The following is a 16,133-nucleotide window of genomic DNA, read 5'->3' as shown; positions in this document are numbered from 1 at the left end:
GATATGCCTGCTTCATGCTTATCGCCTACCTTTCCATTATTCTTTTCACAATCCTTAAACTTTCATTGAATTCGTTCATTTTAAACGTAGTGACAAGAAAAATCACGTTCGGCACAATCATACATACAATAAGTCTAAGAATCAAATTCAAAATACCTTTTCCTGGAATTTTCTCACAAATCCAATAAGTTCCTGCACACGCCGCTAAAGTAATCATCGTATACACAGCAAGTTTTTTCAAATATCCCCACATACTACAATGAAAAAGTTTTTTATGGATCATCCAGGTTTGCCATGGATAAGTTATGACCGTCAACGCCAGAATAGTTGAAAGTAAAATCCCATAAATCCCAACCAACTGAACCAAAATAATATTCATTACCAAATTAAACGCATTCGCTGCATAAGATCTCCACATATCCTCTTTCCAAAGTCCTGCTGCATCTTTATACGCACTTTGTACAGATTTGAGTTGAAAAGCATAAAAATACACACAAAAGCATATGACAATTCCCGTTCCAAACATGAGTTCTTCTCCAACCCATAATTTCATAAATGGCTGATATAAACATAAAAGGCATACTGTACACCAGCCAACGATCCAAGCATTTATATATGAAAGATTCATGTAGTCCTTATAATTTTTCTGATCACTTTCAAGAACAATACTATTTCCAATAGATGATGTGATGGAAGTAAATAATACTGTTACAATTGAAATTATTGCACTCATTATATAATAGTAATTATTATATTTTGCCAATGCAACCAATCCCAAAAAAGCAGAAATAACAATACTGTCTACTGAATTATATATAACACTTGTAATTTTAACCGCAAATAATGCCATTACTTTACTTTTGATTTCTTTGATTAATTTTGTTTCTACTGTACCACAACAACTATATTCCGGAAACATCTTTCGTGCACACACTGCTGTAATAATGTTTGCTGCAAAAGATGTTATAGGTAAAAGTAACACATACCCATAATAATTTCGCAAAAGAAGTAATATAACAATCTGAAACACATTTTTCGCTATACCTGTAAACATATTCACTTTACTTGCAACATCATTACGCTGACTCGCATTTAGTACTGATGCTTGGTATGCAAAAAGCAAATAGCTGCCAGCTGTATTAATCAAGTAGATTATGAATAGCAAATATATATTGATATCATCCGGAACATCGCCTGAAATAAATTTATGTAGAAAAGGCATTATAGCCACTCCCACTATAATTATAATCACCCCAATAATTCTATAAATCTTTCGATAAAGATTCATAAGCCCACAAACTGTATCTATATCTTTCTCTGCAATTGGTTTATACATAGCATAAACCATTGCACTGCCCACACCTAACTCTGCAAGGCTCAATACATTTAGCACAGATGTAAACAAACTGCTCAATCCCAAATATTCCGATCCTAACGAGTAAATCATTACTGTGCGGACAGCAAATGGCAAAAATAACGTTGATACTTTATATGCTATTCCCCACACTATATTTCTTGTCGCATTTTTTGTTCTACTTGCCATATTAACAAATGTTCTCCTTTTTCATCTGCTTTATAATCCTATCAGCTAATACTTTTGCTCCCATTCCAGAATCCACAAATCCAATCTTTTTTTCGAATTCATCACATAATATTCTGTATTTGTGCTCATCAAATTTTAGTATATTATTTTCCAACTCTCTTTCAGATTGTGCCAGATCAAATGGAACATCATTCAACTTGAAATACCACTCCCTTTCCTCTCTCAAATATTCATCAACATCCTTTGCCAATAAAAAAACTGGTTTTCGGGCAAAGCCAAAATCAAACATACAGCCTGAATAATCTGTAATTAGAATATCAACTGCTGCAAGTAATTCCTGCATATCCGGGTAACCCGTTGCATCAATCACTCCAAGTTCTTGTGTTATCTCTTTAGCGTAGTCCGACTCATTTGGATGCAATCTCATTATGAACTCATATTGATATCCAAATCTTTCTTTTAGGACTTGGCAAATAGAACTTGCATCCACTTTATAAATGGCATTATTCGTTTTCTTTCGGAACGTTGGTGCATATAAAACAATCCGCTTCTCATGTTCTATTTTCAATTCATCACGTACTTTATTTTTCACTGCGCAATTATCGTGCAACAGAATTTCCATACGCGGAACATCACATTTGATAACTTCTCCATAATACCAAAACGAATTTCTATATTTTTCACATCTAAATTCATTATCCGAATACATAAGATCTATCTGCTTTCCATCCTTCATTGCTTGTTTAATATAACGAGCTGGAAGCTTTGGCGCATCTTGTTCATTCTTTTTAAATCCCAAAGTAGAGTGCCATGTCTGAATGTAATATTGCCCTTTCCTTTTTGCCGGTCTAATCGTCGATTTAACATTATCTACCCATACTTTAGCAGTAATCCAATGATATGCTGCCCTAATTGTCCCATATTTAACGGCACAAATTTTATCAGGTAAATTTATCTGAACGTTTCTTGTTACCCAAATCATCTTCAAATCTAAATTACGTTGTAATAATTCCTCTGCGATATACTTTGGATCATCTCCAAAACCTTTACCCTCAAAATTATCAAATACAATTTTTTTATCATCAATCGGAAAGATATACAGAAGTGAAATTATTCCTTGTTTTACTTTCCTGTAAACTATAGTTTTTCTCAAATATTTTTTTATTATTTCAGTTTTCATCATTTTCATCTTTCCATTATTAGAAAAGCCATCAACTTTATTCTGTATTTCCAGCTTAGCATGTTAAATATACTTTTTTTGTTTCTAAAATCTTTCATTTTAGTTTTTATTCTTTCTTGTGCTTCTATATATAAATCCGTTTCTTCTTCCTTCATTTTTTTATAAAGTTCATTTGATTTTCTTATGTAACTTTCATACTCACTCGCTTGCAAATATTGTTTATTCCAATGTTGAAACAGTTCAATCCTAAATTCAATTGCATCCAAGGCATCTAATTGTTTAATTGAGAATGACGAATTCATAATACTATTTTCTCGCTGCCGATAAAAATAAAGTTGTTCATTTGTTATTACCATTTTTTTTGTGTAATAGAGTATTTGAGGAGTTAAGAACATATCTTCATGTATTTTTCCCACTGGGTATCTTAATCCATACTCCCTAAAAAATTTTGCATGATAAAGCTTATTCCATGCTACTGTAACAACTACATCATTATCATTCATTTTTTTCAATACATCTTCATTGCAACGAATATCATATTTTACTTCGGAAAAATTTTTCCACCGACATAAAGATCCCACACAGAAATTGCACGCCGCCAAATCAGCTTTCTCCTTTTTTACGATAGCTACTAATTCGCTCAAATATCGAGGATGTACAACATCATCACTGTCAATAAATGCCAGATAATCTCCCTGTGCCACATCTATTCCCGCATTTCTAGCCGAGGAAAGGCCCCCATTTTTTTTATGAATCACAGAAATAAATTCTTTTTTTTGGGAATACTCATCACATATCTTTCCAGAAGAATCTGTTGATCCATCATCTACTAATATAACTTCAAAATTTTTCCATGTTTGTGCCAGAATACTTTCAATACACTCCTTAAGATATTGTTCTACATTATAAACTGGAACAATAATCGAAACAAACATTTCTCTCATTATCATCTTCCTCATCAATTAAATTTAACATTCAAAAACACGCATTATTCTTTTTACTGATTTTTCTACTGTATAATCACTTTTTAAAAGTTCATCCATCGAATCATATCGTGTCAAATTTGTGTTCATAATTTTATCTGCCCATACTTTTGCTCCATCATCTAGCCCAAGGAATCTAACATGTCCTGTCAAATTTGTTTCTTTAGGTACTACATTCTTTGACGTAAAACATGGTAATCCTGCAGCTTGTGCCTCCAAAAGAACTATTCCAAACCCTTCAAATCGAGATGGCAATATAAAACAGTCCATCGCCTGCATATAGTCTTCTACATTAGGTACCATCCCTGTTATAGTAACCTTTTTATCCAAATGCTCTTTTTTTATTTTATCTTCGAGTTTTTCTCTTAATTGCCCATCTCCCACAATAAGTAATTTCCCAGTCGGTTGTTTTTGAAGTATGTATTTGAATATTTCAAGTAAAAAATCCGGATTTTTCTGTTCTACCAGTCTCCCACAAAATCCATAAAGGGTTTCAGAATCTTTAATACTACACTCTTTTCTTATTTTTTTACGTAATGGCTTCGAAAAAGTATATTTTTCAAAAGGTACGGCATTTGGTATAACCGTAAATCCTTTTGTATGAAAAAGCCATTTTCCAGCCAAATCAGAACAAGCCAAGTAATCTGTAACGTAACATTGTTTTGTCATATGAAAAAATTTTTCATAAATTTTATCTTTCAGATTAAAACTACGGTTATAACCATTATTATGAGCATGAATAACCCGATACGGTCTTTTTTCTTTTTTTGCAGCAATAATCAACTGATATGCGGTATCTATGCTCTGCCAATTGACATAAATACCTGACCATTCCGGGTGCTTACGGAATAAATCCCTAGGAGAGATTGCTCCGGGAATTTTTCGCTCGCTATGGTTATAATACTCGCGATAAACACGCCCTCCCAAATTCTCAATTTCCGATTCATACGAAATTTTATTTGCATTGTGTGGGAACAAAAAGTCAAACTGAAGTTTTGTCCGATCAATTGCTCGATAGATTGTCATCAGATACTGTTCTGTTCCACCAAATATTTCCGTGCAGCCATATATACAGATTCTTTTTATCTTCATTCTTTCATTCCTTTTAATAAATTCGGTTTCTTATTTTGAAACAATTCATTTACAAGTAATACAACAAAAAGCATATATACATTCAGTCCATGGACTTCCGTTATTCCATAAATTCCCCAAGCTATAATTGCAAAATTGCTTGCATCATTTTTCTTTCTTGCCAATAAAAAAAATAAAATAGATACTATTACGACCCAAATTAAACCTTGTTGAATTGCAATATCTGTGTAAATATTATCAAATGTAAAATAACTTAACCGATATGTAGTATCATATTGTATTTCATCTGTCAAAACATGTTGTCCCAAAAAAGTTATTCCATAATTGTTGTATCCATACGCACCAAGACGAATCCTAGCAGATAATATTTTATCTAACATATCTAATATTAGACTATTGCTATAACTATATAAAATTACCATAGCTACAGAGCACACTTCCAACGCCGGAACTATTAGCATCGCCAAGTTCTTTAAACATGAGGACATTTTGAAACTATTCACTTTATAAAGAAGCAATATTACCAACAATATCATTATAGCGATTTCATTTGTTCGGGTTTTTGTAATCTCATAATTCAATAGCGAAATCAGGAAGATAATCACAATATTCTTTAATCTTATTGTTGAAAAATTCAACCATATCCACATTAATAATAGATTAAAAACAAATATCGAAAACCGATTGGGATGTCCAAGCCCCATGTTATATCGTGCTACACCACTAATAACTTGCATATAGTCATCTCCAATGAGTAGCATCCTAAAGAGCGCATATATTAAATGCATCGAAAAAAACAACAATTCATACCTGAACAAAAATTCAATTACATCCGCTGTTTTTTCTCCTCGAATTGCAAAGCATGTTATAACTGTAATAAAAATATTATAATTTCCAATAACTACTATACTATACACTGATAAACATGCTACAAAAACATATATCAAAAATGTTCTTGTATTATAGAATCTCTTCTGAATACAATGTATCACCATACAGCAAGAACCGAGCAGCGATAAGCAAGTATCTATAATATCATTATAAAATGGCAAAATAGAAGACGCAGATCCATATACTTTTAATATAAAAATAAAAATACCAAGATATAAAAAATTGTTAATCTTAGGCAATTTTCTTATTTTTCTTATTCTTCCACTCATCGGCTTACCTCACAATATTTAATAAGTATCCTTTTGTCGAATTCTCCTTGAAATGTATTTGACCTGGATTTCCTAATACAACCGAATTTGATGGAACATTAAAATTCACAAATGAATTCGCCGCAATCAATACATTGTTCCCTATTCTTACTCCACCCACAATCGTCGCATTTAAACCAACATAAACTAAATCTCCAAGCACCGGTACACCTTTTGCGTCACATCCAATTGTTGAGCCTTTATACATAGTTACATTTTTACCAATTATTGCTTTCGAATTGATCGTAATATCGTAAGCATGATCCATTGAAAATCCCTCCCCTATTTCAACAGTGTATGGAATTTCTATATGATAATGCCTACGTAAATTCTTTAATATTACTTTATATAATAATGTCATTCGACTTCCAGCTTTAATTTTTCGCCAACAATACATATAAAGAAAGCGATAATCTTTAAAAGATCGAATCGCTATTTTTTCATTTCCAAACAACCTAAAATGATCCATATTTATCTCTAACATTTTTAAGCCTTTCTTTGCGCTGGTACTCCAACCAATATAGATTTTTTACGAGAAATGATTTATTAACCACAGCGTTGGCACCTACCTTGCATCCATCTGCAATTTGTACCTTTCCAAATATTTTTGCACCTGGTCCAATATATACATTATCTCCAAGCACCGGTACCCCCCCCTATTATTTTCACCATTTGCTCCTATCACTGCTCCTACATGAATGCGACATCCTTCTCCAACTATTGCATTTCCATTTACAACAATTGTTCCAAGATGCGCTATACTCAGTCCAATTCCAAACACATTGATGGGAATATGCACTCCATATTTGCATTGTTTTTTCTTCAATCGAAACAAATAATATAATCCACGTATTTTGTGACCTACATTAACATGATATTCTGTTTTTCTTAATAGCACTAAATATTTTGCAATAATTTGTGATTCAAAAAGATCAAATGGCAAATATATTAACATTTTATACGGGAAGAAGTCTGTCTCTCTATTGATATATTCCTTTAATTTTTCTTTGCTATCCAACATACTTTTAATTACCCCCTTTCCAAAAAAGCATGAAGTTCATTCAATAATTTTTCGATCGTAAAATCATTTGCTCGCATCCATGCATTTTTTTCAAGTGTCATCCGTTGTTCAGTTGTCATATTCTCTGCGATTTTCATTATTTTATTTGCCAGAGCCGTTTCATCATTGGATTCCACTAAAAAACCATTGTGCCCATCCTCTATTATTTCAGGAATTGCTCCTTTTTTCGATGCAATACATATTTTTCCACAACTCATTGCTTCTATAATGCTGATTCCAAATCCTTCTTCCCAAATTGCTGGATGAACAAATATATCTGCATTAGTAAGCCGTTCTACTATATCTCGTTGATTTCCCCAAAAAGAAACTATTGACTCTATTCCTAATTTTTTTGTTTGCTTTTGGAGTTCTTTTTTATAAGGTCCATCCCCTACAATATGTATCTTATAGTTTTGTTTAGGTGTGAGTTTTGCAGCTGCTTTCAGCAAAACCTGAACTCCCTTTTTCTCAATCAATCTACCTACATAAATTATTTCAATTGGTTTATGTAATTTTCCTGTATGTTCCTTTTGATTTTGAGGACAAATAATCCCATTATAAATGACTTTAATTTTATTATCCTCAATTGGTGTGTTTAATTGAACTGTATATTTTACCCACTTTGAAATCGCAATAATCCCATCCGCATGTTTGAGTAAATCATTATAAATACGTCTTCGTATATATTTTTCTGCTGTTATTTCTTGATATGTATTATGTACATATACAAATACATTTGCGCGATTACTACGATGCAGATATAATTCCATTGCTAACCAAATCAACGGCGCTGGATGATGAAGAATAATCGCATTAATATTGAGCGTTGAAGTATATCTCAAAATCATATTATACAACTTATATATCTGATAATTATTTAAGTTTAAACACTCTACTTTCAAATGATCTTTTTTCATTTCATCATATATACTTCCACCCTCATGAACAAATAAAAAATATTGATGATCTATTCGAGATGCATTTCCAATATCCTTACAAAGTTTTTCTATTCCTCCGGTTTTTCCCGCATACTCTAAATGTAAAATATTCATTTTTACTTCCTATTATTTTCACAAATATCTATAAGTTGTTGAGTTATTTTTTCAGGTGTGTACTGTAGCAAAATGGTTTGTTTTGCAGCCATTCCCATATGATTTCTCAGTTCTTTGTCCTGAATAAGAGTTTCTATCGCTTTACTTAGTTTCTCTTTATTTCCAACCGGTACAAGAATTCCGTTTTTACCAGATTGAATAATATCCGATGGACCAGTTGGGCAATTCGTTGAAATACATGGTAATCCAACAGCCATTGCTTCTAGTAAGGTGTTTGGCATTCCCTCAAAGTTAGAAGAAAGTACAAACAATGACGCTGTCCCGTAAATCTCTTCATAATCACTACTGCGTCCTTTTAAAACAACTTGCTGTTCCAAATTCATGCGATCAATATGCGCTTGTAGTTCTTTTTTCATTGAACCCTCACCATAAATACATAATTTTATATTTGTATATTTTGATAACACATCCGCTATTGCATCAATCAGTAAATCGAAGTTTTTTTGTTTTTCCAAGCGACCAACTCCGACAATATTAAATTGCGCTTTATTCTCATGGCGTTTCACTTGAAAGAGCGAAGATGATACTGGATTTAAAAGCACTTTGATTTTTTCCCAATGTTTCTCTGGAAAATAATGTTTTTGTTGCTCATTTTGGACAATTGTTAAGTTTGATTTTTTCACCAATATATTCCGATACTTTTTCATCACTCGATTTTCCGGAAAGACTTCTGGATTGTTCCTAACTGTCTGAATAACTCTTCCTTTTAACTTCAATCCCAACAATGCCAAGTCCGTTCTGATACATGTTGTCCATAAAAAAGGAAGAATATAGTCTGGTTCTTGTTGAATAATCGCTTTTCTTAACATTCGTGCTAACTTTATAAGATAAATAATGCTTATCTTCTTTTTATAATCTTTTTCATTTAGCTCTGATAAACAAACAATTTTAACATTATCACATACTGGATATTCTTCATCCGCCCAGAAATGAGTAACTATTACTGCATCTCTCTCTTTCTTTGTCAGCTCGCTTGCCAATACAGAAACTACTCTTTCCGCTCCGCCCTTTGATAATGACGGAACTATGAAAAGATATTTTTTTCTCTTCATTTTTAATCCCTTCTAAACAAATCCCTTGTATATACTTTCTCTTTCACATCATCCAAGCATTTGTCATAACGATTCGCAATGATAGCTTGGCTCTGTTTTTTGAACTCCTCTAAATCATTAACAACACGGCTACCAAAGAACGTATCCCCATTTTTCAGCGTAGGCTCATAAATAATAACTGTTGCTCCCTTGGCCTTAATACGCTTCATGACACCCTGAATGGAACTCTGGCGGAAGTTGTCGCTGTTACTCTTCATGGTCAGACGATATACGCCAACCACTACTTCCTTCTCCTTGTTTTCATCCCAGCTGTCATTTGCTTCATAGGCACCAGCAATTTCAAGCACACGATCAGCAATAAAATCTTTACGAGTTCTATTGCTCTCGACAATTGCTTCAATCAGATTTTCCGGTACATCTGCGTAGTTAGCCAGCAGCTGTTTGGTATCCTTCGGCAGGCAGTATCCGCCGTAACCAAAGCTAGGATTGTTATAGTGAGTGCCGATACGAGGATCGAGACAAACGCCATTAATGATCTGCTGAGTATTCAGCCCCTTCATCTCAGCGTAGGTGTCCAGCTCATTGAAATAGCTAACACGCAGAGCCAGATAGGTGTTGGCGAACAACTTAACAGCTTCAGCCTCTGTGAATCCCATAAACAAGGTATCGATATTCTCCTTGATAGCACCTTCCTGCAGAAGTTCAGCAAAAGTGTGTGCTGCCTTCACCAGTCGATCATTATCCACGTCGGTACCAACAATGATACGGGAAGGATAAAGGTTGTCATACAGAGCCTTGCTCTCACGTAGAAATTCCGGGCTAAAAATAATGTTGTCGCAGTGGAATTTTTCACGAACACTTGCAGTATAACCAACAGGAATCGTGGACTTAATAACCATAATTGCTTCCGGATTATACTCAATAACCAGCTTGATTACAGCTTCCACTGCACTTGTATCGAAAAAGTTCTTCTTACTATCATAGTTCGTAGGTGCAGCAATTACCACGAAGTCAGCGTCGCTATATGCTTCCTTGGCATCCAGCGTTGCCGTTAAATCCAGCTTCTTTTCTGCCAGATACTTTTCAATGTATTCGTCCTGAATCGGTGACTTTTTATTATTAATCAGTTCAACTTTCTCAGGGATGATATCCACAGCAGTCACCTTGTGATGCTGAGATAACAGCGTAGCAATGGAAAGGCCAACATATCCCGTTCCGGCAACAGCAATCTTTAAATCTTTAAACTCTCTCATTTCTCTGTCCCTCTAATTCTATTATTTATAAAATTCAGCGTACCACTCAGCGAAGTTCCGCAGACCAGTCCGCAGACTTGTACTCGGTTTATATCCAAAGTCCCGTTCCAGTGCGCTTGTATCTGCATAGGTCACAGGCACATCACCCGGCTGCATTGGAACCAGTTCCTTGTGTGCCTCGAAGTCATAATCTTCCGGCAGAACTTTCGCTCTTACTAACTCCTCACTCAGAATCTGCACGAAGTCTAGCAGGTTCTCCGGATTCTGATTGCCGATGTTGTAAACTGCATACGGTGGAATCGGCAGACCATCCTCGCCATTCTTTTTGTCCGGTGCCTTCTTCATCACACGGACAACGCCCTCGACAATATCATCCACATAGGTAAAGTCACGCTTGCAGTTGCCGTAGTTGAAAATCTTGATGGTTTCGCCCTTGACCAGCTTGTTGGTGAATCCGAAGTAAGCCATGTCAGGACGTCCTGCCGGACCATACACGGTGAAGAATCGCAGACCAGTGGACGGAATGTTGTAGAGCTTGGAGTAGGCGTGTGCCATCAGCTCATTGGATTTCTTAGTGGCCGCATAAAGGGAAACCGGATTATCCACCTTATCGTCAGTGCTATACGGAACTTTCTTATTGGAACCGTAGACGGAGGAAGAAGAAGCATAAACCAAATGCTCCAGATTCTCACAGTGACGGCATGCTTCGAGGATATTAAAGAAGCCGACCAAGTTAGATTCCACATAAGCATCCGGGTTGGTGATGGAGTAACGCACACCAGCCTGTGCGGCAAGGTTGACGACCACAGACGGCTTGTACTTTTCGAACAGTTCAGTGATCAGTTCCTTATCAGCGATGTTGCCTTTGACAAAAGTAAATGTGGGATACTTGGCCAGCTCATTCAAACGGAATTCTTTCAGTGCTACATCATAGTAGGCATTCATATTGTCGATACCGATAATTGTAGCGGAAGGCGCTTCCTGATAGATTCGCTTTACAAGATTGGACCCTATAAAGCCCGCCGCGCCTGTGACTAGAACTGTTTTATTCTCTAAATTAACTATACTCATTGCATTTGTCTCCTTATTTTTTGAAGCCCATATTTTAAGTGTCACTACCTCTGTTCAGATGCAGCACTTCCAATGTATTGTTCATAAACCAGAGTGCTCCATACAAACGCAGGTAGTGATACTGAAAGTTCTTATGATAAAATCATCTGCTGTTACTGAACCTGGGTAGCAAGATAAAAACCGCACTCGCAGCTTTGTCCATCTCTTGAAAAGTGCCGTAAATATGCTATTTTTCCAGCGTTTTCACTATGTACATCTCACTACCTGCGTTCGTTTAGAGGAGATTATTTATTATTAATACTCTCATCGGCTCTTCTCCCCATACAATGCAAGTGTTTTATCCACTACTTCATCCCAGTTGTATTTTGCACAGATAAAGTCGGCTGCCTGTTCTTTTAACTTTCCTACCTTCCGAATATCATCGCATGCGTCCTGCAGTTTTTCTGTCAGGTCCTTGATATTGGATTTTCGGAATATGATTGCTTTATCTTCTACCACCTCGGTACATTCCGGTATATCAGATACCAGACAAGCATTTCCATAACTCATGGCTTCCAGAAGACTTAATGGCATTCCTTCCAGATCAGACGGCAGCGTATAGATGTAAGCGTTGCTGTATAATTCATCCAGCATCGCTCCCTGCACAAATCCGGTAAAGAGAATCCGATCGTCACCCTTCGCCAGTTCTTTCAATTCCTTCATAAAGGAATCTGTATCACTGGAACCGCCTGCGATGACCAGCTTTTTATCTGTTTTGACATCCTTGAACGCTTCAACCAAATACCGGATACCTTTTTCCGGTACCAGTCGACCAAGAAATAATATGTAGGAATCTTTCGTCAGTCCAAATTTTTCTGTTATTAAACCAGCTTCTCGGGTTTCTGGTCTGTTCACTCCATTCGGAACGAAATGTGTCTCCCTGCCATAGGTATCTCTGAAATAATCCTGAACACCTTTACTCAAAACGATGATTTCATCTGCATATTTTACAGCATTCTTTTCACCCTGACGGATGAATTTAGAGCCAAATCCTGACTTCCATTTTTCCCGTTGCCAGTCTATACCATGAATGGTAACCACAACCCTCTTTCCAAACATCTTTGGAAGCCATGAAAAAAAAGCTGGACCTTCTGCATGGATATGTACCACATCATATTTTCCAAAAGCACTGTACAGAGCCGCAAAGAAAGAGGAACTCACCGCTGCAAGACCTTTTCCTTCAATAGTTGGAACAAATTTCTGTCGGATTCCATCATATTCAATTTTATTGTCATACTCTGCACCACTCACGTGATGACCAGATCTGTTGTAACAGGTAACCCGACATCCATCTCGTGCCATTCTGGTGCACAGTTCTTTTACAACAATCTCTATCCCGCCCTCACGGGACAGTCTTTTTTGTCCGAACATGGACACTGCAAATTTATCTTTCATAATGTTCTCCAACCAATATTGTCCCCTCTGCTCCTTTATATCTATGTACTTTTGTTGAGTAGACATTTCTGCACTCTACATACTTAAAAGAAGTAGCCTTTTCAGCATTTCGTATGCTTTTTATTGACCTTTTACAACAATCCTACTTCGATCCAACCTTCCCCAGCACAACAGCCACGGTCTTAAACAGAATCATAATATCCAACCCCGGACTCCACTTTTTAATATACTCGGTATCCAGTCTTACAACTTCTTCAAAGTCTGTGATATTACTTCTTCCGCTGACTTGCCACATACCGGTAAGTCCCGGCTTGAATGCCAGTCTGGAGCGGTGATGCATCTCGTATTTCTCCCACTCGTCCACTGTTGGCGGTCTGGTTCCCACAAGGCTCATGTCACCTATGAGTACATTCCAGAACTGTGGAAATTCATCCAGAGAGTAATCACGAATAAAATTACCGATTCCCTTGATGATACGTGGATCATTATCCATCTTGAACATCATACCATCTTTGATATCGTTCTGTGCCATCAGCTCTTTCTTCCGCTCTTCTGCATCCATATACATGCTTCGGAATTTGTAAATGTTGAATTTTTTGCCATTTTTTCCGATTCGCACCTGTTTGAAGAAAATCGGTCCCGGTGACTTAATATAAATGATTGGTGCTACAAAGATAAAAATGATACCTGTCAGTAGCATTCCAACCAGTCCTCCGCAGATATCCATCGTCCTTTTGAAGATCAGCTGACCGGCGCTTACCATATTGATGCTGGTCGAAAGCACCGTATATCCTTCCAGCTTTTCCACAATCTGGTTGGAAGAATCATCCGCAACTCTTGCCAGCTTGATATGTACGGTAATTCCCATGATACCGAAATTTTTGATCAGTTTATCCGGAAGCGCAAGCTCTGTCGGAATGCTGAAAAGTGCTTCATCCACCCAGTTCAACTGTGCAAAATCTTCAATCGCACCCTCTCCACAAAATACCGGGAATCCATGATAATTTGGAATTTCATTTTCTTTTGCATCAATAATTCCAATTCCCATTACATGAAACTCACTGTAGGGATTGCTGGTAAATGCCTCCACAATTTCTCTATAATTCTTTTTTCCACCGATCAGAAGGATCGCTCTTTTCCCTGATGCAGGGCCTCTGTGCTTGGAAAGCCATTTTTTCAACAAAATCCTTCCTATATATAATACGCAGATTGATATGATTGGGAATGCAAATATAACAACTCGTGAGTAATTGCTCGACTCTTTCATTGCAAACAAATAAGCAATCACACACACGGTCACGATGATTGCGTGCTTTGCGACTGCCTTAGTCTCCAACCAGTACCCTCTTCTTAAGATGCCCTTGTAACTTCCCATCATCAGTCCCACAACCAGATCGATCGCCGCTATCGCAAAAAACACATTCCGGTAAAGCGGTGCTTCTCTGTAATATGCAGTCCCATGATATAACCAGTGAGCAAGTAAATAAGATAATTCCAACAATATTAAATCTAACAAAATAAAATCCCAGTGTTTTGATATGCTACCCTCATATAGGACAATGAAATATAAAATAAAAAGTAAAAATAGTCGAACGCTACCTTGCAGGAGAAATTGGCATACGGCAAGCAGGAAAAGAATTGGGAGTTGATCATCATAGTATTCGAAATTGGATTTCTATTTATCAATATGATGGACCAACTGGATTACTCAATCAACCGAAAAACAAATCATATTCAAAAGATTTAAAAATATCTGCTATAAATGATTATCTTAACGGAGAAGGATCTCTTCAGGATATTTGCACAAAATACGGAATTCGTTCACACAGACAGCTTTCCGATTGGATTAAGGTGTATAATTCTGGTGGAATATTAAAAACATCCACTGGAGGTGCTTACATGAAAAAAGCAAAGAACACTACACTTGATGAGAGATTAAAAATAGTAACAGATTGTCTTGCAAATGATAAGAATTATGGTGCAATGGCACTCAAATACGATTGTTCCTATCAACAAGTACGCAATTGGGTAATACGATACGAAAAGATGGGTCAAGCGGGTCTGGAAGACAGACGTGGACGTCGTATAGCTTCTCTTCCAAGCAGAACACCTGAAGAAGAGCTACGTGACAAGATAGCTGAACTGGAAAGAAGAAATCTAGACTTACAAATGGAGAATGATCTGTTAAAAAAAGTCAGAGAACTGGAAAGGAGGGGTCGCTATCTTTAATCCATCGGTTAGCCGAATATGAAGCCATCCAAAAACTATCGTCTACTAAGCATTATCCCATAGATAGACTTTGTAAATATCTTAATGCTACACGTTCTGCGTATTACCGCTGGGTAAAATATCCGAAAAGTAATAATGAACTTCGAAACGAAAGACTATCCACTGAAATCCAAAGGATTCATAACCAGCATCCAGATATGGGATACCGAAGGATTCGTGATGAATTAGATGGACATAAAGGAATTCATGTGAATGATAAACGAGTACTTCGTATTTGTAGGAAATACGATATAAAATCAAATATTAAATGGAAACCTAAGAGTTGTACCAGAGGAGACAGAAATCCTGATCACATAGCAAAAAACTATTTACACCGTGAATTTCACGCCGAAAAACCGAATGAAAAGTGGCTTACAGATGTTTCTGAATTTAAATACTACAACGGAATAGAAGTTCATAAAGTTTATCTGAGTGCTATTTTAGATTTATATGATAGAAGGATTGTTTCCTTTAAAATCAGCGATCATAATGATAATCCATTAGTTATGGACACGTTTGATGGGGCTGTTCGTCAGGAGCCAGATGCACACCCATTAGTTCATTCTGATCGAGGCTTTCAATATACAAGCGCACAGTTTTATACTAGATTAAAAAAACATCATATGAAGCAGAGTATGTCTAGAGTTGCCCACTGTATTGACAATGGACCAATGGAAGGTTTTTGGGGAATTCTAAAACGAGAAATGTATTATAAACAGCGTTTTAATGACAGAAGCTCTTTGATTACTGCGATAGCTAATTACATAGATTACTACAACAACCAACGACTTCAAAGGAAACTGCATGTAATGACACCAATGAAATATCATGAGCAATATACAAAAGCAGCATAAAATATCGCCAGCCATAGCATGGCTGACGATAC

The 16,133-nt window shown here is 36.2% G+C and carries 16 protein-coding genes; 2 read left to right on the top strand and 14 right to left on the bottom strand.

The window, feature by feature from the left end; translation table 11 throughout:
- Positions 1-25: 25 nt before the first annotated feature.
- The 14 genes from PG766_RS12775 to PG766_RS12710 form a co-directional block, all read right to left on the bottom strand.
- Positions 26-1,543, bottom strand: a complete 1,518-nt coding sequence (locus PG766_RS12775) for a lipopolysaccharide biosynthesis protein (protein WP_118199417.1) — start codon at positions 1,541-1,543, stop codon at positions 26-28.
- A gap of 1 nt (position 1,544) precedes the next feature.
- Positions 1,545-2,726: a CDP-glycerol glycerophosphotransferase family protein gene (locus PG766_RS12770; RefSeq protein WP_243014511.1), complete on the bottom strand. Its 1,182-nt coding sequence runs from the start codon at positions 2,724-2,726 to the stop codon at positions 1,545-1,547.
- A gap of 2 nt (positions 2,727-2,728) precedes the next feature.
- Positions 2,729-3,667, bottom strand: coding sequence for a glycosyltransferase family 2 protein (locus PG766_RS12765; RefSeq protein WP_182438645.1), 939 nt, complete (start codon positions 3,665-3,667; stop codon positions 2,729-2,731).
- Between the two features lie 24 nt (positions 3,668-3,691).
- Positions 3,692-4,798 carry a glycosyltransferase gene (locus PG766_RS12760; RefSeq protein ID WP_118199415.1) on the bottom strand — a complete coding sequence of 369 codons (1,107 nt, stop codon included), beginning with the start codon at positions 4,796-4,798 and terminating at the stop codon, positions 3,692-3,694.
- Positions 4,795-5,958 carry a hypothetical protein gene (locus PG766_RS12755; protein ID WP_118199414.1) on the bottom strand — a complete coding sequence of 388 codons (1,164 nt, stop codon included), beginning with the start codon at positions 5,956-5,958 and terminating at the stop codon, positions 4,795-4,797. Before PG766_RS12755 ends, PG766_RS12760 begins: the two co-directional genes overlap by 4 nt.
- Before the next feature lie 4 nt (positions 5,959-5,962).
- Positions 5,963-6,481 carry a serine O-acetyltransferase gene (locus PG766_RS12750; RefSeq protein WP_118199413.1) on the bottom strand — a complete coding sequence of 173 codons (519 nt, stop codon included), beginning with the start codon at positions 6,479-6,481 and terminating at the stop codon, positions 5,963-5,965.
- Complete coding sequence (locus tag PG766_RS17250) at positions 6,453-6,641, bottom strand: hypothetical protein (protein WP_270590928.1); 189 nt, start codon at positions 6,639-6,641, stop codon at positions 6,453-6,455. Before PG766_RS17250 ends, PG766_RS12750 begins: the two co-directional genes overlap by 29 nt.
- Positions 6,563-7,018, bottom strand: coding sequence for a hypothetical protein (locus tag PG766_RS12740; protein ID WP_270590953.1), 456 nt, complete (start codon positions 7,016-7,018; stop codon positions 6,563-6,565). Before PG766_RS12740 ends, PG766_RS17250 begins: the two co-directional genes overlap by 79 nt.
- 8 nt (positions 7,019-7,026) lie before the next feature.
- Positions 7,027-8,109: a glycosyltransferase family 4 protein gene (locus PG766_RS12735; RefSeq protein WP_118199411.1), complete on the bottom strand. Its 1,083-nt coding sequence runs from the start codon at positions 8,107-8,109 to the stop codon at positions 7,027-7,029.
- A gap of 2 nt (positions 8,110-8,111) precedes the next feature.
- The gene (locus tag PG766_RS12730; protein WP_118199410.1) at positions 8,112-9,221 is read right to left on the bottom strand and encodes a glycosyltransferase family 4 protein; all 1,110 of its coding nucleotides are present in this window, start codon (positions 9,219-9,221) and stop codon (positions 8,112-8,114) included.
- A 2-nt stretch (positions 9,222-9,223) separates the two neighbouring features.
- Positions 9,224-10,474, bottom strand: a complete 1,251-nt coding sequence (locus PG766_RS12725) for a nucleotide sugar dehydrogenase (RefSeq protein WP_118199409.1) — start codon at positions 10,472-10,474, stop codon at positions 9,224-9,226.
- 21 nt (positions 10,475-10,495) lie between these two features.
- Positions 10,496-11,545 carry an NAD-dependent epimerase/dehydratase family protein gene (locus tag PG766_RS12720; RefSeq protein WP_118199408.1) on the bottom strand — a complete coding sequence of 350 codons (1,050 nt, stop codon included), beginning with the start codon at positions 11,543-11,545 and terminating at the stop codon, positions 10,496-10,498.
- A 303-nt stretch (positions 11,546-11,848) separates the two neighbouring features.
- Complete coding sequence (locus tag PG766_RS12715; RefSeq protein WP_118199407.1) at positions 11,849-12,979, bottom strand: glycosyltransferase family 4 protein; 1,131 nt, start codon at positions 12,977-12,979, stop codon at positions 11,849-11,851.
- Between the two features lie 142 nt (positions 12,980-13,121).
- The gene (locus tag PG766_RS12710) at positions 13,122-14,495 is read right to left on the bottom strand and encodes a sugar transferase (protein ID WP_270590927.1); all 1,374 of its coding nucleotides are present in this window, start codon (positions 14,493-14,495) and stop codon (positions 13,122-13,124) included.
- A 68-nt stretch (positions 14,496-14,563) separates the two neighbouring features.
- Between PG766_RS12710 and PG766_RS12705 the strand changes: the two genes are divergently transcribed.
- Together PG766_RS12705 and PG766_RS12700 are read left to right on the top strand one after the other, a co-directional pair.
- Positions 14,564-15,208 (top strand): helix-turn-helix domain-containing protein, encoded by a 645-nt coding sequence (locus PG766_RS12705; protein WP_330674523.1) that lies wholly within the window; start codon positions 14,564-14,566, stop codon positions 15,206-15,208.
- On the top strand, positions 15,208-16,101 hold the full coding sequence (locus PG766_RS12700; protein WP_270187765.1) for an IS3 family transposase: 894 nt from the start codon (positions 15,208-15,210) through the stop codon (positions 16,099-16,101). Before PG766_RS12705 ends, PG766_RS12700 begins: the two co-directional genes overlap by 1 nt.
- Positions 16,102-16,133: the final 32 nt, after the last annotated feature.

Origin of the sequence: Coprococcus sp. LG101-27, assembly GCF_027695515.1 — a bacterium.
GTDB lineage: Bacteria > Bacillota > Clostridia > Lachnospirales > Lachnospiraceae > Allocoprococcus > Allocoprococcus comes.
The sequence above is the reverse complement of the archived record's forward strand: the minus strand, read 5'-3'. Positions and strand labels throughout refer to the sequence as shown.